This window comes from Kordiimonas marina (genome assembly GCF_023006325.1).
GTDB classification, from domain to species: domain Bacteria; phylum Pseudomonadota; class Alphaproteobacteria; order Sphingomonadales; family Kordiimonadaceae; genus Kordiimonas; species Kordiimonas marina.
The window spans coordinates 225,536-246,170 of the sequence record NZ_JAINDF010000006.1 but is presented as its reverse complement, the minus strand read 5'-3'; the positions used below and the strand labels follow the sequence as shown (position 1 = coordinate 246,170).

The following is a 20,635-nucleotide window of genomic DNA, read 5'->3' as shown; positions in this document are numbered from 1 at the left end:
CCTTATCAGCCGCCCTTTTTCTTGCTTTCGGATACACCGCCTGCGAGACGGTCGCACAGACCGGCCGGGACATAGACCCATTCCTCAGGATGAGCATCCTGAGTGCTTTGACCTGCGCAGCTGTGGTTGGCGCTGGCACAGTCATTCATGCCCTTGGCGGCAACGCCATAGCATTTTTCCTTTTTGGCCTTCATGTCGTCCGCAGCCGAGGCGGCAGCAGTGGCCGTACCAATAACAAGAGCCGTACCAGCAACGGCAACGGCGGCTTTTGCAAAGCGATTCATTTTCATATGAGTTTCTCCTCCTAATCCGGACGGAACGTTTGAAGTGGCACTGCCAATCCCACGCTGTCCGTACAAGCATGGTTGCCCATCCCCCCAAAAAAGGAAAATAATATAAGCGTCACGACTTGGTGAGAGGGTTGTCATCATACACGCTCCACATGTCACTCATTCGGGGATAGATCATGCATATCATCGACCTGAGCCAGACCATGAAAGACGGCCTCCAGACCTACAAAGGCCTGCCCGAAATCCATGTCTGCAGCCATTTATCGCGCGAAGACAGCCGCCAGCATTATGAAGACGGCGCCGAGTTCCAGATCGATGACATTCAGTTGATCGGCAATAGCGGCACCTATATCGATTCCCCCTTCCACCGCTATAAAGACGGCAAGGATTTGGCCGCTCTTTCCCTGGCGGCCACCGTCAACCTTCCCGGAATCGTGATCAGGGCGCCATCGGCCTCGCCCTGGGCGTCTGTGGAACTTTCCGCCGTCAAAGGTAGGGATGTCAAAGGCAAGGCTGTGTTGATTGAAACCGGCTGGTGCCGTTACTTCGGCTCCTCTGCCTATTATGAAGGCCACCCGTTCCTGAGCGCTGATGCGGCTCAATACCTGCGGGATGTCGGCGCAGCGCTTGTCGGGATAGACAGCCATAATATTGACGACACGCGCGGCCGTAAACGGCCGGTCCACACCACCCTTCTGGGCGCAGAGATTCCGATTGTCGAGCATATGACCAACCTGAATGCGCTCCCCGACCAGGGCTTCCGCTTCTTTGCCGCCCCGATCAAGTTTGAGGGCGTCGGGACTTTCCCGACACGGGCCTATGCGCTCATGGACGATCAACCAAGCCCAGCCAAGGCCTAACGCAAAAGACGATCAGTCCTTCCCGGCCAGGGCTTTCCGGCGTTCGAGGCTTTCAGCGGGCCAATAGGTTCGGGCTGAATAATATTCCTCAACCGCTGGCATGTCCGGTGGCAGGACCACCCACGGCTGCTTGGAAGCCGTGAAAATATGGATATCGGGCGGCAACTGGTCCGGGTTATCAAGTGTCCCGACACGCACGAACGCCAGCTTGTCCCCCGCCCCGGAATAATGGCTCCAAAGCGCTATCTCACAATCAGGGCAGCGGACGATTTTCTGGCCCTTGCCGCTGTTTGAAGGGGTCAGAACAGTTTTTGGGTTGCCCTCAAGAACCGAAAGCTCGCTCGTTTCCACAAGGGCATTCAGGGCGAAGGCCGTCCCGGTTTCCCGCTGGCACCAGCGACAGTGACAGCAATGAACAAACATGGGTTTCCGCATGATACGGTAGCGCACTGCCCCGCAGGTACAGCCGCCCCTTAGGTCAGCATCTTCTGAGATCTTCATCGCATTCTCCCCCGAATAGCCGTTCGCGCGGAAAAGAATTACCTGCCGCTGAAATCCTTCCGGTAATCCCGCATGAAGGATTGCAGCTTTTCGACACTGGCGATCTGGCTCGCGATCTTGCCCAGCTGGCGGCCGGAAAGCTTCTGATCGTTGGTCAGAAGGTCGAAGGCATTGGCGAAATCACCGCTGCTCATCTGGTTGCCATACCGGCGCCGGAGCTCAACAAGCCCTGCCCGGTCTTCCATGAAGGTAAGCGCAATCGTGAGGCGGATCAAATTCAGGCGCTGGAGCGACGTCAGCGATTCATTGTGGCGCCAGCCGTCGCCCAGAAGGTGACGCGCCGTATCCGCGAATTTGGCCCAGTTCTTGGCACCCCAATAGATGTCGGCGCGCAACACTTCCGCCCCGGCACTCCGGTCATTCTCAAGCATGACTTCGGCTTCTTCATACCGGCCAAGCTCGGTCAGGGCACGAGCCTCCACCCAGCGGCGGTTGGCGTTGATATCCTCCGGCAACCTCGGCTCACGCGTGGCGCGGATAATCTCAAGCGCACTTTCCGGTTTTTTATCAAGGATATAGATCTTGGCGAGCTTCGCAGCGATCTGCGCACGCGCGGCCCCTTCGGTCCGGACCTTCACCTGATATTGAAGCAGTTCAGCCGCCCGGTCGAGCAGGTCGACAGACACCAGCCTGTCCGCAAGCCTGCGGATCATCAGGTCACCATCGGCGCCAAGCGGCGTGAGTTCACGGAACTTATAGAAGAGACTGATGGCCGCAATCGGCGTCATATCATCCGCGTCATGGCCCAAATACAGATCCCGGAAGACATTGCCCATCCGCAGGGTGAACTTGCGCTCGGACGAGAGTTCCGGGAAGTAGGACACAGCCTGTCGCAGGATTTCCAGCCCCTTGGCATACTGCTTGGTCTGGAAATAAAGCTCGGAAAGCTTATCGATCAGCTGCACCTCGAACCGGTCACCCCGCCAGGAATAGCGCAGGCGCTCCAGCTGGTCGATGGCATCCACAGGGCTCAGGTCCCCTTTCTTGAGACCGATCAAGATACGGGAATACCGTGCCCGTGCGGCGATCCAGTGCTGCGGCGCATTCGACAGGTCATCAAACTGCTGAAGCGCTTTGTCGACCTGCCCCTGCCGTTCGGCAATACGGGCGGACTGATAAACCGATTCCGACATCTGGGCATCCGTCAGCTTCAGGCCGTTTAGAAGCTCAAGTTCCCTTTGGGCCATTTCCAGGTCACCCGTTGCCAAAGCGGAACGGACAACAGCCAACTGGATGTCAGCCCTGTCGGAATCATCATAGGTTCCCATGATGTCTTTGCCGCGGCGGTAATGGTCGAGCGCTTCTTTATAATGACCCATGGCCTCTGCGACCTGGGTGCGCCAAAGGTCAGCATCCTGTTCGGCCTCCAGCTCCTTCGACCCGAGATCCTTCGCCGCTTCCTTAAGCCGCCCCATTTTGAAATTGGCGACACCGCGCACAGCCAGATAATCGGTGTTCTGGGCCAAAAGCGGGTCTTCAGACAACATACGGTCCAGCATCCCAAGGCATTCAGCCGCCCGGCCAAACGCCAGGTAGAAGCGGGCGATTTTCCAGCGCACACCATTTCGGCGGTTCGCAGGTTGCAACGACAGTTCGTAGAAGAGCTTGTCCTTGCTTTTGCGGTATTCCCACTTCGGGCCAAGCCGCCAAGCCGCGAAATCGATAAGGCGGTGGAATTTACCGCCTCGCCGGTCCCCCGGGCCTGCACCGGACGGCAGGTGAGATGCCGACAGAACATTGTTCCCGGACAGCCGGATCGCAACCCCCTTCGGGAAACGCTCCACATTGACAAGGTCCGAAAGCGGAATGATCGCAATACCTTGCGACGTTTCCAGGATATTGACGGCGGCATAATTGTAGGTCATAGCCATGCCCCTGCCTTCATGAAGCATGGGCAGAATAATCATATTGTCGCCGATCGCCGGGTCTTCGACCGTGATCTTGCGGCCGATATCGGTCGCGGGAATATAGATCTGCTGGCCTTGGGAATCGGCCCCCTGACGCTCGGGCGCCAGCGGGAAACGCGGCTTGGCCGGCGTATCTTTCAGGCTGAGAATCCAGCTTTTTTCCTGGCGCTCGACCACAGCATTCTGCCCGGCGCGAATAGCCATACGCAGGACAAGGGCGTCGGGGTTCGCTTCAACATCAATGGACCGAATGCGCTCGGTGACCGTCTTCCCGGCCTGAAGCAAGGATTTGGCGTCAAACTTATAGGGCTGGTCGAACACGACCCACAGATAACCGCCCCGCTTGAAGGCAGCCGCGGCAACCTCCTCAGGCCAGGCGAAGGTCAGGCTGATGCCGCTGTCTATGGTTTTCACGCTGGCTGACATGACATTCGCGGCCGCCGAATTCTCGGGAAGGCTGCCTGTTACCTGCAGGCGGTCTGGAATGACGTCTTTCTTGAACGGTGCAATATCCGTTGTCCCCCCGCGGGTCACGAGGGAATGGTCTTCAAGACGCGCAAGGTTACCGCCATTCTGATCAGGGGGCGGCGCAACCGGGTCCAGAGACACTGCCGGGGCTTTTGCCGCCGGTTGAGCGGTCTGAGAGGCATTCCCCTCTGGCGCTTTCTGTTCCGTGTTTTCCTGTGCACTGGGCCCTGTGCTTTCAGCCGCCTGCGTCTCAGTCCCAGCAGTAGGTTCAGGGACTTTAGAGTCTGGGGCTTTCCCACCTGTATCGGCTGCTTGTTCCGGTCCTTGTGGTTTAGCGGTTGTCGTTTCCTGTGCAGCCGAGGACGTGCTCGCGGGGGTCTGCGGCTGCGTAGTAGCACCTGAGGCTGCCGCCTGGCGCCGCGCGATGGCCGGTGCACTATTCCCGGAATAAACATCGAGCACCAGATAGCCGCCGGAGCGGAAAGCACTGGGCCCGGCATCTGCCGGCACATTGAAGCTGAGAATCGTTTCACCGCCGGCGCGCCGCGCCCTGGGCGACGACACCTGCTTCAAGGAAACGGCATTGAGGGCGCTGAAGTCGACCTCGAAACTGCCGGCAATCGTCACCGACAGATCGGTTCCCTGATGGCTGACCTGATAAGGCACACCAGCAGGCAGGTCCAATATCAGGCGGACATACGTCGGCTGCTGAGCGCCTTGGACACGGAGGACATTGGCATTCTGGGCGACAACAGCAGACGGCGCAGCCCAGATAAGAGCTGCGGCCATAATGCCAGCCATGGTGCGCCGATCAGAAAAGGTCATAGGGTCCTCGTTCCCGCTTTTCGTTTATTATAATAATATCAATACGTTCCGCCAGCTGATATCGCCGAACCTGACCAAGTTTAGGGCTCAGTTCAGCAAACCGCGTATCAGCATAGCCGAGAACATTGACAGGCTGCACATAGCCCGCATCCGCCATGATACCCGCAACCAGCCGGGCGCGCGTGAGCGAAAGCTCCCAGTTGGAGCGGAACAAACCGTTCTTTACCGGGTTCGGGTCCGTATAGCCCGCCACCATGATCCGGTTCTTCACCTGCACGAAAGACCCCGCCAATTGCCTAAGCGCCTTCACGCCGTCGGTCGTGGGGGTCGCGTTTTTATCCCCGAACAAAAGGTTTGCAGGAATACTGATCACCACATTGTCCCGCACACGGTGCACGATCGCCTGTTTCAGAAGCGGGTTCTTGTCAAGCGCGCGGCGGATCAGAACCGTCAGGTAGCTCAGGTTCAGCCCTGGCGCCTTCTGAACAAGCAGCGAATCCTGCCCATCATGCGGCTTGGTGTCGACAGCGACCCGGGCCGGGTTGAACTCATCCGACATGGTGCGCACCATGGCCTTCCAGTTATCGAACTGGATTGCGCTCATGGAAAACATCAGGACAAAGAACGTCAGAAGCAGGGACAGAAGGTCCGCGAATGTCAGCATCCAGTTCGCAGGCGCGGCTTCTTGTTGCCGGAAGGGAGTGTTTTTATCGGCCATAGCCCTACTCCCCCGACGTTTCTTGAGTTGCGTCCGAGACCGGACCATCCAGGGTCACGGCATCCCGGCCCAGATCCAGTATTTCATCCCGGCGCAGCGTGTTGCGGAACACGGCCACAATATCGGACCGCGGGATAGCGGTGAACCCGGCGGAAAACGTACCGGAAGGCAAGCCTTGGTCTCGCAGGTAACGGGCAAGCGACCCCGCCCTGCGGATTGCCACCTCCTGGGACCGGGTAATCTCACGCCGGACAGCCCCATTACCGCTTCCGAACAGGAACACGACTTCCTGGCGGTTGCCGGCCGGGGCTTCCCTGAGGATCCGGATGAGCTGGTCCAGAAACGGCCCCATGTCGGAACGAACCTGGAAGGAGCCTTTCTGGAACAAATATTCCTGCGGAAACTGGACTTCGAACACATTGCCTCCCGCACGCGAGAAGCGACCCTTGATATTCATCTCCGACATGAATTCACGTTGAATGCCGGACAGAACCGTATCCTGCGCGGCATCTTTAGCGGCCGGGTTGATCTCCGGCATCTTCTGGTGTCCGCCTTTCTGGAAGGTGCTGTTGACGCTTTCCAGGGCTGCGGATGACCGAACTTCAGCCTGTTCCGACATGGCCGCCAGAACGATAAAGAATGCCAGAAGGATGAGATAAAGGGCCACGAACAGCCCCATGGTGGGGTCGCTGCCAAAAAGCCGTTTGGTCTGTTGATCTTCTATATACATGCAGCCCAAATCACCTGGCGCGACCGCTCCGTCAATCGAAGCTTGCCAAAATGGCGTCAATTTCAGCCTGACTGTTGCCCTCACCTTCAAGCTGCGGGCCATGCAAAAGGTCATGTTCGTCCTGAACAATGCCTTCCGCGTCACGCGCAACATCGTCTTCCGCCGGCCGGATATACTCATCGCCAATGGCATCGGCAAGCGCGTTCAGGCGCTCCTCCAGGTGCGCAAGCGTGCCAGCGACCTTGGTGATCCGCTGGCCCGTCAGGTCCTGAAAGCTGGAAGCCTGGAAAAGATTGGTCGCAACGTCATTAAGCTGAGCCGCGAGTTCTTCGTCTACAGATTCGGCAATCGCCTCTACTGTTTCGGCAGAATCCATGATCGTGCCCGCAGCGTCCTCGGTCGATTTGACGATGGCTTCAAGCTGGTCATGGGCATCGGGAATGTCTCGGTTCGACAGCGACTTAGGCTGCATTCCGACCAATTCGCTTTTAGCAGCGCCGATATAGGACAGAAGTTCCCTCAGCTCGCTGGCGATCTGGGCGAGGTCTTCGTCGTGCGTGGTGCCTTTCACTAGGCTCCCGACCACGTGAGTAATGTCGTCGATGGCGACACTGTCCCCCCGGTCCTTCCGCAGCATCGTCGCCCGATCTGCCAAACTCATTGCGGCTGCCTGCTTTACCATTCCGCGCTCCTAAGGGGCTCAGCCCCACTTATTCTGCCACCACCCGGCGCCTGCCAGCACCGGCCCCATTCTTACTTGCCGCGGCCGGTGCTCCCGCCTGCGGTCTTTTCTTCCTTCTGGATTTCTTCGATGCTCGGCGGTTGCGCCATTGTCGCCAGCTTCAGGGTCAACTCAGACGCCTTGCTCGGCGTCATGGCCCCCATGATCGCCGCAATCTTGCGTGAGTTCATCCGGGTTGCCAGTTCGACCTGCGTGCCGATCGGCAAGGCTTCGAACCGCGGCGCCGCCTCCTTGGGCTTCATCGTCTCATAGACTTTGACAATCTGCGCCAGCTTCTCTTCTTCCCGTTTCTCAAACAGCTTCAGGTGCGCCTTGATGCGCTCTTCCAGCTTTTTGAGCTGATCGATCTTGTCATTGATCCGCTTTTCGGTGCCTGCCAGAAGCTCCTGCTGGAGGTCCAGCTTCTGCGCGCGTTTGTCCAGTTCTTCCCGGCGCTGCCGCAGCTGGGTTATCAGCTGCATTTCCTGGGAACTGGGCAGCCCCACAACCAAAGGCGGTTTCACGGGTTCCGAGGTCTGCTGTTTATCCTGCGCAGCATCGCCCTTGTTTTCAGCAGCAGCCTTGTCGGTTTCACCCTGCTGCGCAGCGGCGCTATCTTCCGCCTGCGCGGGCTGCACGATAAGGGCAATACCGGTGTAAAGGCTGACGCCACGAAGCGTAAGAGCAATGAAAGCCACGCCCATCATCAAGGGAAACAGTCTTACCTTGCTCAGTGACGAGCCTTTCATTTCCTGGCTTTCCTTTGCAGTCATATGCTTAACGCGCTTCCCTCAGTGCGGCCAAAAGTTCCTGCTGCTGTTTCTGCGCAGGCTTGGCATCCGAGCCTTTTTCAGCCCCTTGAGAGCTGCCGCGATCGCCGGTCAACCCCTTCTCAATCCTGTCTGCAAGATTGTTGCCAGCTTCGGTAATCATGCTGAGCTCATCGGAGATTGCCTTGGCCTTTTGCGTTTCCGCTTTGAGGCGTTCCTCCACTTCAACGGCGGAATGCTTGAGGTTAGCCACACTGCGCTGGGCATCCAGAACGGCCATATTAAGGCTGTCCACCAGCTGGCGGAGTTCAGCCTGCCCCGACTTGATGGTCCCCAGGCGGCGGTAGACGATCAGGGAGACAACGATCACCGCCACAAGCAGGACCGCGAGAATGCCGTCAACAATGACGCCGGAAAGTGGGCTTACTGTCATCATTCTTCCCCTGACTGCTGCAAGCGTTCAGCCGTTTGCCGGACCTGAACGGCGACATACTGCCCCGCCCGGCCAATGGCACCGCTCACCATAGGAACGTCGCCACACTTCAGCACAACTTCATCTTTCGGCGTTTTGTTGAAAAGCACCGTCTGCCCGACCTGAAGGTCCATCACTTCCCTGAGCGTCATGGTGGTTTCATCCATGATCGCCATCAGGTCGACGTCCGCGCGCCAAAGCTCGGTCGCCAGGTGGGTTTCCCAGATGGTGTCACGGCCGAATTTCTCACCCATGAAGCGCTGGAGCAGCAGCTCACGGACAGGCTCGAGCGTGGCATAGGGGAACAGAACCTCAAGGCGCCCGCCCCTGTCTTCCATATCGACGCGGAGCTTGACGAGCACCGCAGCGTTAGGCGGCCGTGCGATGGTGGCGAAACGCGGGTTGGTCTCCAGCCGGTCGAAGGTGAAGTTGACCGGGCTCAAGGGTTCAAACGCACCGCACATATCTTTAAGGACGACGGAGATCATCCGTTCGACCAGCGTCTGTTCGATCGTTGTATAAGGACGGCCTTCGATCCGCATCGCGGCGGTGCCGCGACGGCCACCGAGGAGCACGTCCACGATCGAATAGATTAGGCTACTGTCGATGGTCATCAGACCATAGTTGTCCCATTCCTCGGCGCGGAACACCGCCAGCATCGCCGGCAGCGGGATCGAGTTCAGATAATCCCCGAAGCGGACCGAGGTGATATTGTCGAGCGAGACTTCGATATTGTCGGACGTGAAATTGCGGAGCGATGTCGACATCATCCGGACCATGCGGTCGAAGATGATATCCAGCATCGGCAGGCGTTCATAGGAGACAAGCGCACTGTTAATGAGGGCATGAATGCCTGTCATCTCACCGGCATCGGCATCCCCATCGAAACCAAGCAGGCTGTCGATCTCGTCCTGGTCGAGCACACGACCGGGGGACGGACCGCCGTCGTCGTCGTCCTCGGCGCCACCGTCACCGCCGGCCATAGCCTCCCATTCCGCAGCCATGGCATCCTGGTCGGTCTCTTCCTCGTCGGCGCCAGCCATCGCAGCCCATTCGGCGGCTACGGCTTCGTCGTCAATTTCTTCATCGTCTGCCATACTATACTCCTAGGCGCCCGTTAGCCCTGGCCCTGGACGAGAAACTCCTGGAACAGGACATCCTTCACGCGGGTGGGCGCCACCGCCTGGTTGATCCGCATCAGCAGCTCTTCCTTCAGGCGGATAATGCCGGCGGCCCCATCCAGGTCCTCCGGTCTCAATTCACGCATATAAACGTTAAATTCATCCAAAATGCGGGGCATTTTGACCTTGAGCTCTTCCTTATAGCTTTCGCGGTCCACCTCAAGCTTGACCTTCACCCGGAGAAAGCTTTTGCCTTCACCGCCGGTGTTCAGGTTGTAAAGCTGATCAGGGACATCAACAAACAGGGTTTTGAGCTCTTCGACCGGCTTATCTTTTTCAAGCTTGGCTTCATCGCGCTTGGTCGCGGCCTGTTCGGCCATCTTGTCCATCGCATTGTCGGCCGTCTGCTCGTGTTCGCCGTCACCACCACCGAACATGCTGGCAACACCAACGGCCGCAGCAATAAGGATTAGCGCCGCGCCAACCAGAATAAGCATCTTCTTACCGGCGAAGCGCTTGCGCTCAAGCCCTTCGACCAGTTCAGCTTCGCCCAGGGTGTCATCAATATCTTCGGCCATAAAAAACCCGCTACCTTCCAAAATGAATTAGGCATAGGGCGCGGCCGCATCGTCGCCTAACCGCTGCCTGATAAGCCTGATTGTCTCTCACTTTAGAGTCTTACGACTTTATCTTTATTTATCTATAGTTAACAAGCGGTGAAAGAACACACAAGAAAGCATCCTCACGGGGTGGGATAATTCTGCCGCCATCCGGCAAAAGCCTCCGGCACAGTTCGCCTATCCATCCCCGCACTAAGCCACCATTCAGAATTTTTCCATTATTTTTCATATAGATAACCTTCTGGCATGGAACATGCTTAGTCTCTGGCAAAGCAAAGTCTGCGTAATAAGCAGCATCTGCTAAATGCAGGAGAAAAACAATGGACACCGCACTTTTTGTCGGGTTGGCACACAGAGCAGCGCTTCAGAGGCGCATGGATGTCGTCGCACACAACATTGCGAACATGTCGACGACCGCCTTCAATAAGGAAAAGGTAATTTTCCAAACCTATCTGATCGACGTTCCCGGGTCGACAGCCACGGGTGGCGGCAAGATCGCTTCCGTGATCGACCGAGGCGTTATGCGTAACCTCGAAGCCGGTACGCTGATCCCGACCAACAACCCTCTCGACGTCTTCATCCATGGCCGCGGTTACCTGAGCGTGCAAGGCAAGGACGGCAAGACCTATTACACCCGTAACGGGCGCATGAAGGTCGATACCGACAATGAATTGGCCCTCTTGTCCGGCGAAAAAGTACTGGACGACAGTGGCAAGCCGATCCGCTTCCAGGATGATGATAGCGACTATTTCATCGCGCCTGACGGCACCATCTCCACAAAGAATGGTGAGCGCGGCAAGCTCGCTCTCGTAGCTTTTGCCAATGAGCAGAACATGAAACGACGTGGGTCTTCGCTTTACGAGACCAACCAGTCGCCGATCCCCGCAGACCAGAAGAAAGGCATCAAGCTTCAGCCCAAGGCTATCGAGGGCTCGAACGTCAATGCCATCGAATCCATGGTCGAAATGATCGACGTCATGCGCGCCTATGAACGCGCTTCGAAAAGCAGCTCGTCTTACGAAAACATGCGTAGGGATAGCCTCGACCGGCTTGCCCGAGTGCAATAGCCGGCCTGACCACCAGGAATGAGGAAAGGATAGGACAATGAGATCTCTTAGCACCGCAGCAACGGGCATGATGGCCCAGCAGCTCAATATCGAGGTAATCTCGAACAACATCGCCAACATGAACACCACGGGCTTCAAGCGTTCGCGCGCTGAATTCCAGGACCTGCTCTACCAGAACATCGAACGTGTAGGCTCGACCTCGTCGGACGCAGGCACCACGGTCCCGAGCGGTATCCAGGTTGGTGTCGGTGTGCGGGCCGCAGGCGTGTACCGCATCTCCGATCAAGGCAGCCTGTCGAATACCGGCAACCAGTATGACCTGGCAATCAACGGCCGCGGCTTCTTCCGTGTCCAGATGCCGGACGGTCAGGATGCCTACACCCGCGCAGGCTCGTTCCAGATTGACCAGAACGGCCAGCTTGTGACGCCGGAAGGTTATCCGGTTCAGCCGGCCATCAACATCCCGAACAACGCCGTGGACGTCCAGATCAACAATCAGGGCTATGTCTCCTACAAGCTTCAGGGGACCACGAACCCGACCCAGGTCGGCCAGTTGGATCTCGTCATGTTCCCGAACGAAACCGGCCTCGAAGCCATCGGCGGCAACATGTACCTGGAAAGCCAGGCATCCGGCGCCCCGAACATCGGCCAGGCCGGGACCCAGGGTTACGGCACCGTCCAGCAGGGCTACCTTGAGCAGTCCAACGTCAATGCTGTCAGCGAAATCACCGCAATGATTGCAGCGCAACGCGCCTACGAGCTGAACTCCAAGGTTATCCAGACCTCGGACGAAATGCTCCAAGCTGCCAATAACCTGCGCTAATAGGAGGCAATGATGCCGGTCATCACAAAGGCATATGAAGCGAGCCTGAAGGCAATCCGCCTCACCGCCCTTGTTGGCACCGTTCTGTCGGCGGCAACTGCCGCCCACGCAGCGACGCTGAAGGACCAGATAGTGGTAGAAGACGCCATGGTTCGGCTCAGCGACCTGTTCAACGATGTCGGCGCAAACGGTGACACGGTTGTCATGGAAGCCCCTGCCCCGGGTAAAAGCGATCAGCTGTCCGCTTTCGAGCTGGACCGCATCGCCAAGGAATACAAGCTGGACTGGAAGCGTCCGACGCTTCTGAAGCGCATCACGGTAACGCGCGACGGTGTCCCGTTCTCGATCGACGACCTCATTCCGTCCGTCCTGGATGCCGCTGAAGCACAAGGGGCACCTTCGGATGTCGAGGTTCGGCTGTTCGGCCGCAAAAGCGGTCTGTACCTGCCCGAGGGCGCCAGCCTCAAGGATATCAGCTTCGAAAGCTTTACCCTGAGCCAGCGCAAGGACCGTTTCTCGGCAGTTGCCCTGATCCCGACCGGCAATGGCCAGACGACCCGGCTGAATATCGGTGGTACGCTTGAGGAAATGCGGGATGTTCCCATGTTCACCCGCATCGTCAGCCCGGGTGAAGTGATCCGTAAATCTGACCTCACCTGGGGCAAGATGGCCGCGGCCCGCATCAACAGCCGTACGGTACTCAACATGAGCGACCTGGTTGGCCAAACGGTCCGCCGCCCTGAACGCCCAGGCAAGTTGATCTCGACCAACGACATCACTGTTCCGATAATCATCGGCAAAGGCAGCATCATCACCATGATGATCCGCTCCGGTGCCATGGTGCTCTCGACCAACGGCCGCGCCCTCGAAAATGGCGGCACAGGCGACACCATCAGGGTCATGAACACCAAGTCGAAACAGACGGTCGACGCCCGCGTTATCAAGCCAGGTCTCGCTGAAGTGATCAGCAGCAACACCTTAAACCTCGCCGCCAGGTAAAAGGCGCCGGATAAACCCGGATTTAGGCAGGAGAAGAGCCATGTTTGTCACCACTATGAAAAAAGCCGGATTAGCCGTGATGCTGATGTCACTGGCTGCGTGTGGCGCCGCGGACCGGATTTCCAACATCGGCAAAGCCCCCGAGATGACTCCGATTAAAGACATCAAGGCCCCGGCCACGCAGCGGTCGATCAGCTTGCCGATGCCCGAGAACAAGCCGGACAAATACCAGCCCAACTCCCTGTGGCGGACCGGTGCCCGTGCCTTCTTCAAGGACCAGCGTGCCTCGAACGTCGGCGACATCCTGACCGTGCACATCAATATCGCCGACAATGCCAAGATCGGCAATTCGACCTCTCGCACCCGGACAACCGCTGAAGGCGCGAACATCGCCAACGCGGCCGGTGCCGAACAGGCGCTGAAATATGGCCTCTATGGCCACAGCGCCGGCGCAAACGCAGATTCTGGCTCAGGTACAGCCACCAATGCCGCCGAAGCCGGGGCCAACGCCTATGATCCGTCTTCGCTTCTGAGCGCGGGTTCATCCTCGTCCTATGCCGGAACGGGCGCAGTTGACCGGTCGGAAGCGATCAACCTGACTGTGGCCGCCATCGTCACCGACGTGCTGCCGAACGGCAACCTGGTTATCCAGGGCCGCCAGGAAGTCCGCGTGAACTTTGAGAAGCGCGAACTGCTGATCGCAGGCATCGTGCGCCCTCAGGATATTTCCAGCAACAACACCATCGAACACACACAGATTGCCGAAGCCCGCATCTCTTATGGCGGGAAAGGCCAACTAACCGACGTCCAGCAGCCGCGTTATGGGACCCAACTGTTTGACGTCATCTTTCCTTTCTAACCAATAGCCTAATAGGAGGAGCCTTCTGCAGATTTAGGAACACTTACCGAAATAAAGCCAACTCTTCAAAGGCCGGCGCCATGTGCGACCGGCCCTTTTTTTGTCCTAATCTTCAGACGGATAGTCCGACAGCTTAGCTTGTGGTAAAACCCTCTCCTATGGTGCAGCGGAAGTGGGGACAACGCCGTGATCTGGGCATTTTTCAAAGCCGTATTTCTGATGGGTATGCCACTTGCGGTCTTGACCTATTTCCTGGTGCGCTGGTCGCTCGCGGCGGAGGCCCACACCCCAGGCGACGGCGACATCGCCCTCAAAGCTTGGCTCAAGGCCCTGAAGAAGCGGCCCAAGAAAAAACACAAGAGCGTCAATAAAGTCCATGCCAAATGGATGCGTTTCGGCGGTGGTTTTTATGGCTGCATGGCCGTTTTCACCTACCTTTTTGTCGAACTCACCGACTTCATAAATCTTCTCTACAACCTCGGCCAGCTCGAACACTGGTTCGACCATATCGGTTTCGACCTGGTTGTGAAGTTCCTGATCGGCAGCCTGACAAACTTCCTCGATGCCCTCCTCTGGTTTGTGTATTGGCCGCAGGAGATCGGCACAGAGTATCCGGTTGCCTGGCTCATCGCTGCCTATCTTGGCTATTTGGCCGGGGCCCACGCTGCCTGGCAGGAAGCCGCGGGCACCTTCAGCCTGCCGACGAAAGAGACACTCCCCCCCATATGCAGCGCATCATGGAACGCATCCGCACCGGCAAAAATACGCCGCAGCCCTGACAAAAGAAAAGGGAGCCGAAGCTCCCTCACTGTCGTATCTATCTCTAAACTCGATGCTTAGTCTTCCCGGTGCACCTTTTCGGCACGTTCGTGCGCTTCCTGAGCTTCGATCGTCATGGTCGCAATCGGGCGAGCATCCAGACGGCGCAGGCTAATCGGCTCACCGGTAACTTCACAGTAGCCATACTCACCCGTTTCAATGCGGCGAAGCGCTGAATCGATTTTGGCTACCAGCTTCCGTTGACGATCCCGTGTCCGCAACTCCACGGACCAATCGGTCTCGGAAGAAGCACGGTCCGCAATATCGGGTTCCCGTAGATTGTCTTCTTGGAGATTCTGAAGGGTTTCGGCAGATTCCCTCAGGATATCTTCTTTCCAATTAATCAGTTTACGACGGAAATATTCCAACTGAAGCGGGTTCATGAAATCTTCGTCAGGTGACGGCAGATACCCATCAGGCAATGTAATTTCCTTGGCGGGCTTCGTCATAGTATTGGTCATTGTCACTCCCTAACAAAAAGCAACCATAGGCCTTCACCTCAAAACACCCCCTCGAAGGCACGCGCTTATATAATGACTTCCTAGCATGAGCACAAGAAGTATTAGGTTTTCAGAAAAAGACGTTTTTGTGATGGCGGCAGACGAAAGCTAACTAATTGAATTTACGCACCAAGCTTTGCCAGCTCGACTTCGGCCCTCAGTTCGATATCGGCCAAAATACTGTCTAGGCGAGAATCACCTGTCTTGCCACGGCGATTCCTTGCCATGTCGGCAAGACTACGCAACCGGTGCACGGGGACGGCCCCCAAAAGGATACCCTTCCTGATCTCGTCAAGAGCATCGAGCATCTCCTCGGCGCGCTTCAGGCCTTTAGACCGGCCGGTCGTCGCATCCGGCACTTCCTGCAAGGCAAGGAGCGCATCGACAGACGCAATGGGCGACGCTCCGGCTACACTCGCCGGGGCAGATGCCGAGGACGCGCCGCTGAGTTCGCCTGCGAATGAAGATCCACTGGCGCTGCTTTTGCGTGAGGTTTTTTTGACCGTCTTTGAGGAGACGCGTCCGGGACCGCTAATTTTCATACCAACAACTTATTCCTAACGTACGCCGCGGGCAAGCCCTCACCGGTTCCATGGTGGCAGACTGTACTGCCCAGCGCGTAAGCGCGCCAGCCTGTTTTTCACGGCACCTCATCCCACAGGGCAAAATAATAATTGGCACGATCTTCGCATATTATGAGGCGAAACCAGCGTGGACCGGCAAAAAAGGGCCGGCCCCAATGCAAGCAGGGATACAGAATATGTCACGCTTTCTTCGCTCCAAGATCACAGTAATGGTGCTCACCGCAGCCGCTGTATTGTGGACGCACGCGCCCGCCAGCGCCGCATCCCGGATCAAAGATATCGTGACAATTGAAGGCGTTAGGGAAAACCAGCTGATTGGTTACGGCCTTGTCGTCGGCCTCAATGGCACCGGTGATACCCTCCGGAATACGCCTTATACCCAACAAAGCCTGACCGCGATGCTGGAACGTCTCGGCGTAAACTCCAAGGGCGAAACCATGCGCCCGGAAAATGTTGCCGCGGTCATGGTCACCGCAAATTTGCCGGCCTTCTCGCGCCAGGGTACCCATATCGACGTTTCCGTCAGCTCCATGGGTGATGCCAACGACCTCAAGGGCGGCACCCTGATCGCCACGCCCCTGATGGGTGCCGACGGCGAAGTTTATGCCGTGGCCCAAGGCGCGGTGGCCGTTGCCGGCTTCAGTGCCCAGGGACAGGCAGCCTCGGTCGTCCAGGGCGTCCCCACCAACGGCCGTATCGCCAACGGTGGTATCGTCGAACGCGAAATTCCGTTTGAGCTGACCGACCTCACCTCGGTTCGGCTGTCGCTCAACAACCCTGACCTGACCACGGCGCACCGTGTTGCCGAAGCAATCAACAAAAAGCTCAAGGGCAATCTGGCCCGCGCGCTTGACCCGGCGACGATCGAACTCGACCGCCCCGTCGGCTATGACATGCCGCTCGTCGATATCCTGACCAACATCGAGCAACTGATGGTGCAGCCCGACCAGAAAGCCCGTGTCATCATTGACGAACGGACCGGCATCATCGTCATGGGCGCCGAGGTCCGGATCAACAAGGTCGCGATTGCCCAGGGCAACCTGACCATCAGCATCTCGGAAACCCCGCAGGTTTCCCAGCCTGGCGCCTTTGCCCAGGGCGGCAAGACCAAGACTGTGCCGCGCTCCAGCATCTCCGTGGACACCCAGAGCGACCACCGCCTGGCCGTCCTGCCCAATGCCGTGACGCTGCAGCAACTTGTCGATGGCCTCAATGCCCTTGGCGTCGGCCCGCGTGACATGATTTCCATCCTGCAGGCGATCAAAGCCGCCGGCGCGATGCAAGCTGAAATTCAGGTGATGTAATGTCGAGCCTCATCTCAAATAACGCCAGTGCCGCCAACGTCCAGATCCTGGACGCCCAGGCCGCTCAGGCCAAGAACGGGATCGACAACCCCAGGCTTTCCGCGAACAAGCGCAAAGCACATGAGGCCGCTGAGCAGTTCGAAGCCGTCTTCCTGTCGCAGATGCTGTCCCCCATGTTCGAAACCGTCAAGACGGACAGCATGATGGGCGGCGGCAACGGTGAAGATGTCTTCCGCTCCATGATGGTCCAGCAAATGGGTAAAGCGATCGCCAAAAAAGGCGGCATCGGCATTGCCGACCAAGTTTACCGCGAAATCCTCAAGATGCAGGAGGAGTAATATGCCGCTTGATCCCCTACCCCAGCGCCCCGAACCGCTGAAGCCCGTCCTCACCGGCAATGTTGAAAAGCTGGTGCGCCTGACGGTTGCACTCACGGAACTGATCGAACGGGAAACCGCGCTTCTGAAAAGCAGGCGCCCGCGGGAAGCACAAAAGCTTCATGGAGAAAAAAGCCGGCTGATGGCGGAATACCGCAACAGCCTGGGCCTGGTGCAGGTCAACAGCCACCTGCTCGGGCCTGAAGATTCACCCGAACGCAAATATCTGCGTGACGTAACCGATGAACTGAGGGAAGCGCTGCGTGACCATGCGCGTATTGTCCTCAGGCTCAAATCGGTTGCCGAAGGCCTGATCAAGAGCGTCGGCGAAGAAGTGACCCGGCAGAACCAGCCGGTGATGGCATATGGCAAGAATGCGGCGATGCAGCGCTCAAGCACCGCCCGGCCGACATCTCTTAGTCTTAACCAGGTCATCTAATGCTTATCGCCCCGGCCCAGCTTGCAGCTGGGCCAATTGCTATCCAAACAGGCGCTGCCACACAGCTTCAAGCCACTGAAGCTTTGTTCCAGCAGCAATTGACCCGCCTCCTGGCCTCGCCCCCACCTCGCGTTGGCGCGGCCGTCCCTCGGGTGGGACAGGTACATGGCATGACGATCCAGACCCCGGTGTTCCTCCCGGCGTGTCTTGCCCCACTTACCTTGGGCGCCAGCGCAGCTCCCGCCAAACGCAGCGAAAAACGCAAGAAAAAGCGCGCGCCTTCCTGCGACACGCCACCCCCAAAACCTCATTGACAGTACCAAGGCACTCAGAGCGGCCCTCGCCAAACCGGGTTCTTCCTGTTGGCCATACCCACTCCACACATGCCCTGTTATCTTTCCGATGCCCCACAATGTGACACTTTTTGCCTGCGGAGGGATGAATCTTCTACCCTGTCAAACCCGGAACCCGGCAAGGCAGGAATTGCCTTTTTCTCCCACCGCTACTAGCGCGATATTATTTTTCTATATATTTCAATATCTTATATAAAAATAAAAACTGGCACACCCGTTGCATAATTCATGACAAACCGCTTAGTGCGGCCAACAGAAACGTCATGAAGAGGAGAGGTTAAATGGCCTTCTCAATTAACGTAAACGCCAGCGCGCTGAATGCGCTTCGCAACCTGAACCTGACCAGCAAGGATCTGGAAAAGACCCAGACCCACATTAACACCGGTCTCAAGATTGCGTCCGCCAAGGACAATGCTGCCGTCTTTTCGATCGCCCAGAAACTGCGTGGCGACCTTAAAGGCCTCAATGCTGTTAAACAGTCGCTCGACCGCGGCAAGTCGACCGTTGATGTTGCCCTTGCAGCAGCCAGCGCGATTTCCGACCTCCTGCTGTCGATGAAAGAAAAAGCTGTTGCCGCAGCCGACCAAGGCCTCGACACCACGAGCCGTACTGCTCTGTCCCAGGACTTTACCGCCCTGCGTGACCAGATCACCTCGATCGTGCAAAACGCCTCCTTCAACGGCACCAACCTAATCGACAACGGCACCGATGCAATCGTCGCCATCACCAACTCCGACGCGACGCAGACCCTGACGGTTTCCCACGAGAACCTGTCGCTGGGCAGCACCGCGATCCCGATCACCGCCACCCAGGATATTTCCACGCAAACGGCTGCTGCTGCTGCTGTGACCACCCTGGGCTCCGCGATCAATAACCTGAACGCAGTTCTGACCAAACTTGGTTCCGGCTCCACCTCGCTTGAACAGACGAGCACCTTCACCAGCAAACTGGCTGACGTGATCCAAGTTGGTATCGGTAACCTTGTTGACGCCGACATGGCCAAGGAAAGCGCCAACCTGCAAGCCCTGCAAGTTAAGCAGCAGCTTGGTGTTCAGGCGCTCTCGATCGCCAACCAGTCGCCGCAAGCGATCCTGTCGCTGTTCCGGGGCTAAGGTCCCACGGTTGATGACCGATATCCATCATGACGTTTCGGCTAAGCCCGCGGCCAGCATCCTCCATGAGGTGCTGGCACCGCGGGCGGCAGCTTCAGCCCAGCGTCCCCGCCTTTTCTAGACATTTCCGATTATTCGCTTAGCTTTTCAGGACGGCGTCCAGCGCGTCAGCAACCCGCTTCACGTCCTCATCCGACATGGCCGGAAAGATCGGCAGGCTGAGAACCCGCGCATAATAGTGCGCTGCCCCCGGAAGCGGCATGTCGCCATACAGGCCCCGATAATAGGGCTGCCAGGCGACCGGTTCATAATGGACCTGGGTACCGACGCCGTACTCCACAAGGGCCTTCATAACAGCGGCACGGTCCTGGCCCACAGCCTCAAAATCGATCAGCACCGGATAAAGATGCCAGGCAGACTGGCCGAAGGACGACCTGGGCACTGGCTTCAGGCGTGGCGCCAGCGGCGCGAGCAGCTCGTCATACAGACCGGCAATTTCTACCCGCCGCGAAACAAAACGGTCAAGCTTGCCAAGCTGGCTTAAACCAAGCGCGCACTGCAAGTCCGTCGCCCGGTAATTATAGGCCAGTTCCTGCATTTCATAATACCAGGGGTTGGGGTCCCCATTCTGATCAAACGCCAGCTCAGGCCGTGCCCAGCCATTTTGGCCACGTTCCATACCCTGCCCGCGCAAAAGCCTGAGCCGTGCCGCAACCCCGGAATCCCGGGTGGTAACCATGCCGCCCTCGCCCATCGCGATAGATTTCACAGGGTGAAGCGAGAAACAGCCCAGGTCCTCAAACCGGCCATCTCCTGGCACGCCGCCACCATTGTATTTGGCCCCCAGCGCGTGGCAGCAATCACTGATGAGCTGTAACTCCCGCTCTTCCGTAAGAGAGCGCAACGCTTCCATATCGCCCATTTGACCGTTCATATGCACGGGCATCACGGCTTTTACCGCATTGCCACCTTTGGCAATCGCGGCCTGCATGGTCTCTGGCGTCATCAAACCGGTATTCGGATCGACATCAGCGAACACCACGTCAGCCCCGGTCATACGAACGGCGTTGGCGGTTGCTAAAAACGTGATTGCCGGAACAATGGCCTTGTCCCCGGGGCCAAGGCCCGCGACGATCGCCGCCAGATGCAACGCAGTCGTGCCGTTCGAGCAAACGACCGCTTCCGGCACACCTATTTTTTCTGCAAATGCTTTTTCGAATGCCTCGACCTTGGGGCCGCAGGTGAGCACGCCATGTCGCAGCACATCAACCACGGCGGCGATGTCATCTTCATCAATCTGATGCCGGCCATAAGGCAGGAAGGCATCGGTCATCTG

The 20,635-nt window shown here is 57.8% G+C and carries 23 protein-coding genes; 10 read left to right on the top strand and 13 right to left on the bottom strand.

What is annotated here, in order from left to right:
* Positions 1-5 precede the first annotated feature (5 nt).
* Positions 6-290 carry a BufA1 family periplasmic bufferin-type metallophore gene (locus K6118_RS14740; RefSeq protein ID WP_247121252.1) on the bottom strand — a complete coding sequence of 95 codons (285 nt, stop codon included), beginning with the start codon at positions 288-290 and terminating at the stop codon, positions 6-8.
* A gap of 176 nt (positions 291-466) precedes the next feature.
* Here K6118_RS14740 and K6118_RS14735 point away from each other — a divergent pair, with 176 nt between their 5' ends.
* On the top strand, positions 467-1,150 hold the full coding sequence (locus tag K6118_RS14735) for a cyclase family protein (protein ID WP_247121251.1): 684 nt from the start codon (positions 467-469) through the stop codon (positions 1,148-1,150).
* Positions 1,151-1,162: 12 nt separating this feature from the next.
* Here the strand turns inward: K6118_RS14735 and K6118_RS14730 are convergent, their stop codons facing one another.
* The 9 genes from K6118_RS14730 to K6118_RS14690 form a co-directional block, all read right to left on the bottom strand.
* On the bottom strand, positions 1,163-1,651 hold the full coding sequence (locus K6118_RS14730) for a GFA family protein (RefSeq protein WP_247121250.1): 489 nt from the start codon (positions 1,649-1,651) through the stop codon (positions 1,163-1,165).
* 38 nt (positions 1,652-1,689) lie between these two features.
* Positions 1,690-4,911, bottom strand: coding sequence for a hypothetical protein (locus K6118_RS14725; protein ID WP_247121249.1), 3,222 nt, complete (start codon positions 4,909-4,911; stop codon positions 1,690-1,692).
* The gene (locus tag K6118_RS14720; RefSeq protein WP_247121248.1) at positions 4,898-5,629 is read right to left on the bottom strand and encodes an OmpA/MotB family protein; all 732 of its coding nucleotides are present in this window, start codon (positions 5,627-5,629) and stop codon (positions 4,898-4,900) included. Before K6118_RS14720 ends, K6118_RS14725 begins: the two co-directional genes overlap by 14 nt.
* A gap of 4 nt (positions 5,630-5,633) precedes the next feature.
* The gene (locus tag K6118_RS14715) at positions 5,634-6,359 is read right to left on the bottom strand and encodes a hypothetical protein (RefSeq protein ID WP_247121247.1); all 726 of its coding nucleotides are present in this window, start codon (positions 6,357-6,359) and stop codon (positions 5,634-5,636) included.
* Positions 6,360-6,390: 31 nt separating this feature from the next.
* Positions 6,391-7,020 (bottom strand): protein phosphatase CheZ, encoded by a 630-nt coding sequence (locus K6118_RS14710; protein WP_247121246.1) that lies wholly within the window; start codon positions 7,018-7,020, stop codon positions 6,391-6,393.
* 92 nt (positions 7,021-7,112) lie between these two features.
* The gene (locus K6118_RS14705) at positions 7,113-7,853 is read right to left on the bottom strand and encodes a MotE family protein (RefSeq protein ID WP_247121245.1); all 741 of its coding nucleotides are present in this window, start codon (positions 7,851-7,853) and stop codon (positions 7,113-7,115) included.
* A 4-nt stretch (positions 7,854-7,857) separates the two neighbouring features.
* Positions 7,858-8,286 carry a DUF6468 domain-containing protein gene (locus K6118_RS14700; protein ID WP_247121244.1) on the bottom strand — a complete coding sequence of 143 codons (429 nt, stop codon included), beginning with the start codon at positions 8,284-8,286 and terminating at the stop codon, positions 7,858-7,860.
* The gene (fliM, locus tag K6118_RS14695; RefSeq protein WP_247121243.1) at positions 8,283-9,419 is read right to left on the bottom strand and encodes a flagellar motor switch protein FliM; all 1,137 of its coding nucleotides are present in this window, start codon (positions 9,417-9,419) and stop codon (positions 8,283-8,285) included. The genes K6118_RS14700 and fliM overlap by 4 nt, the downstream gene beginning before the upstream one ends.
* 20 nt (positions 9,420-9,439) lie before the next feature.
* Entirely contained in the window at positions 9,440-10,021 is a 582-nt protein-coding gene (locus K6118_RS14690) for a flagellar basal body-associated FliL family protein (protein ID WP_247121242.1), read from the bottom strand.
* A 362-nt stretch (positions 10,022-10,383) separates the two neighbouring features.
* On the opposite strand from K6118_RS14690, the gene K6118_RS14685 reads away from it, so the two are divergent.
* The 5 genes from K6118_RS14685 to K6118_RS14665 all read left to right on the top strand — a co-directional run bounded on the left by K6118_RS14685 (position 10,384) and on the right by K6118_RS14665 (position 14,651).
* Complete coding sequence (locus K6118_RS14685) at positions 10,384-11,130, top strand: flagellar hook-basal body complex protein (protein ID WP_247121241.1); 747 nt, start codon at positions 10,384-10,386, stop codon at positions 11,128-11,130.
* Between the two features lie 37 nt (positions 11,131-11,167).
* On the top strand, positions 11,168-11,953 hold the full coding sequence (gene flgG / locus K6118_RS14680) for a flagellar basal-body rod protein FlgG (protein ID WP_247121240.1): 786 nt from the start codon (positions 11,168-11,170) through the stop codon (positions 11,951-11,953).
* Between the two features lie 12 nt (positions 11,954-11,965).
* Positions 11,966-12,952, top strand: coding sequence for a flagellar basal body P-ring formation chaperone FlgA (gene flgA, locus K6118_RS14675; protein WP_247121239.1), 987 nt, complete (start codon positions 11,966-11,968; stop codon positions 12,950-12,952).
* 40 nt (positions 12,953-12,992) lie between these two features.
* Positions 12,993-13,811: a flagellar basal body L-ring protein FlgH gene (locus tag K6118_RS14670; RefSeq protein ID WP_247121238.1), complete on the top strand. Its 819-nt coding sequence runs from the start codon at positions 12,993-12,995 to the stop codon at positions 13,809-13,811.
* A 186-nt stretch (positions 13,812-13,997) separates the two neighbouring features.
* The gene (locus K6118_RS14665) at positions 13,998-14,651 is read left to right on the top strand and encodes a hypothetical protein (protein ID WP_247121237.1); all 654 of its coding nucleotides are present in this window, start codon (positions 13,998-14,000) and stop codon (positions 14,649-14,651) included.
* Here K6118_RS14665 and dksA read toward each other — a convergent pair.
* Positions 14,648-15,091 carry an RNA polymerase-binding protein DksA gene (gene dksA, locus K6118_RS14660; RefSeq protein ID WP_247121236.1) on the bottom strand — a complete coding sequence of 148 codons (444 nt, stop codon included), beginning with the start codon at positions 15,089-15,091 and terminating at the stop codon, positions 14,648-14,650. The two genes, K6118_RS14665 and dksA, sit on opposite strands and share 4 nt — an antisense overlap.
* 161 nt (positions 15,092-15,252) lie before the next feature.
* Positions 15,253-15,672 carry a flagellar assembly protein FliX gene (locus K6118_RS14655; RefSeq protein ID WP_247121235.1) on the bottom strand — a complete coding sequence of 140 codons (420 nt, stop codon included), beginning with the start codon at positions 15,670-15,672 and terminating at the stop codon, positions 15,253-15,255.
* Between the two features lie 218 nt (positions 15,673-15,890).
* Between K6118_RS14655 and K6118_RS14650 the strand changes: the two genes are divergently transcribed.
* The 4 genes from K6118_RS14650 (at position 15,891) to K6118_RS14635 (ending at position 19,299) form a co-directional block, all read left to right on the top strand.
* The gene (locus K6118_RS14650) at positions 15,891-17,018 is read left to right on the top strand and encodes a flagellar basal body P-ring protein FlgI (RefSeq protein WP_247121234.1); all 1,128 of its coding nucleotides are present in this window, start codon (positions 15,891-15,893) and stop codon (positions 17,016-17,018) included.
* Positions 17,018-17,356, top strand: a complete 339-nt coding sequence (locus K6118_RS14645; protein WP_247121233.1) for a rod-binding protein — start codon at positions 17,018-17,020, stop codon at positions 17,354-17,356. Before K6118_RS14650 ends, K6118_RS14645 begins: the two co-directional genes overlap by 1 nt.
* Position 17,357: 1 nt before the next feature.
* A complete protein-coding gene (locus tag K6118_RS14640) occupies positions 17,358-17,834 on the top strand; it encodes a hypothetical protein (protein WP_247121232.1) in 477 nt (158 codons plus the stop codon).
* A 634-nt stretch (positions 17,835-18,468) separates the two neighbouring features.
* Positions 18,469-19,299, top strand: coding sequence for a flagellin (locus tag K6118_RS14635; protein ID WP_247121231.1), 831 nt, complete (start codon positions 18,469-18,471; stop codon positions 19,297-19,299).
* A 139-nt stretch (positions 19,300-19,438) separates the two neighbouring features.
* Here K6118_RS14635 and pseC read toward each other — a convergent pair whose 3' ends face one another.
* Complete coding sequence (gene pseC / locus K6118_RS14630) at positions 19,439-20,632, bottom strand: UDP-4-amino-4,6-dideoxy-N-acetyl-beta-L-altrosamine transaminase (RefSeq protein WP_247121230.1); 1,194 nt, start codon at positions 20,630-20,632, stop codon at positions 19,439-19,441.
* Between the last annotated feature and the right edge of the window lie 3 nt (positions 20,633-20,635).

Bases quoted from the DNA above. Each gene is read 5' to 3' on its own strand.
- K6118_RS14740 (WP_247121252.1), bottom strand. From the start codon at position 290: ATGAAAATGAATCGCTTTGCAAAAGCCGCCGTTGCCGTTGCTGGTACG.
- K6118_RS14735 (WP_247121251.1), top strand. From the start codon at position 467: ATGCATATCATCGACCTGAGCCAGACCATGAAAGACGGCCTCCAGACC.
- K6118_RS14730 (WP_247121250.1), bottom strand. From the start codon at position 1,651: ATGAAGATCTCAGAAGATGCTGACCTAAGGGGCGGCTGTACCTGCGGG.
- K6118_RS14725 (WP_247121249.1), bottom strand. From the start codon at position 4,911: ATGACCTTTTCTGATCGGCGCACCATGGCTGGCATTATGGCCGCAGCT.
- K6118_RS14720 (WP_247121248.1), bottom strand. From the start codon at position 5,629: ATGGCCGATAAAAACACTCCCTTCCGGCAACAAGAAGCCGCGCCTGCG.
- K6118_RS14715 (WP_247121247.1), bottom strand. From the start codon at position 6,359: ATGTATATAGAAGATCAACAGACCAAACGGCTTTTTGGCAGCGACCCC.
- K6118_RS14710 (WP_247121246.1), bottom strand. From the start codon at position 7,020: ATGAGTTTGGCAGATCGGGCGACGATGCTGCGGAAGGACCGGGGGGAC.
- K6118_RS14705 (WP_247121245.1), bottom strand. From the start codon at position 7,853: ATGACTGCAAAGGAAAGCCAGGAAATGAAAGGCTCGTCACTGAGCAAG.
- K6118_RS14700 (WP_247121244.1), bottom strand. From the start codon at position 8,286: ATGATGACAGTAAGCCCACTTTCCGGCGTCATTGTTGACGGCATTCTC.
- fliM (WP_247121243.1), bottom strand. From the start codon at position 9,419: ATGGCAGACGATGAAGAAATTGACGACGAAGCCGTAGCCGCCGAATGG.
- K6118_RS14690 (WP_247121242.1), bottom strand. From the start codon at position 10,021: ATGGCCGAAGATATTGATGACACCCTGGGCGAAGCTGAACTGGTCGAA.
- K6118_RS14685 (WP_247121241.1), top strand. From the start codon at position 10,384: ATGGACACCGCACTTTTTGTCGGGTTGGCACACAGAGCAGCGCTTCAG.
- flgG (WP_247121240.1), top strand. From the start codon at position 11,168: ATGAGATCTCTTAGCACCGCAGCAACGGGCATGATGGCCCAGCAGCTC.
- flgA (WP_247121239.1), top strand. From the start codon at position 11,966: ATGCCGGTCATCACAAAGGCATATGAAGCGAGCCTGAAGGCAATCCGC.
- K6118_RS14670 (WP_247121238.1), top strand. From the start codon at position 12,993: ATGTTTGTCACCACTATGAAAAAAGCCGGATTAGCCGTGATGCTGATG.
- dksA (WP_247121236.1), bottom strand. From the start codon at position 15,091: ATGACCAATACTATGACGAAGCCCGCCAAGGAAATTACATTGCCTGAT.
- K6118_RS14655 (WP_247121235.1), bottom strand. From the start codon at position 15,672: ATGAAAATTAGCGGTCCCGGACGCGTCTCCTCAAAGACGGTCAAAAAA.
- K6118_RS14650 (WP_247121234.1), top strand. From the start codon at position 15,891: ATGTCACGCTTTCTTCGCTCCAAGATCACAGTAATGGTGCTCACCGCA.
- K6118_RS14645 (WP_247121233.1), top strand. From the start codon at position 17,018: ATGTCGAGCCTCATCTCAAATAACGCCAGTGCCGCCAACGTCCAGATC.
- K6118_RS14640 (WP_247121232.1), top strand. From the start codon at position 17,358: ATGCCGCTTGATCCCCTACCCCAGCGCCCCGAACCGCTGAAGCCCGTC.
- K6118_RS14635 (WP_247121231.1), top strand. From the start codon at position 18,469: ATGGCCTTCTCAATTAACGTAAACGCCAGCGCGCTGAATGCGCTTCGC.
- pseC (WP_247121230.1), bottom strand. From the start codon at position 20,632: ATGACCGATGCCTTCCTGCCTTATGGCCGGCATCAGATTGATGAAGAT.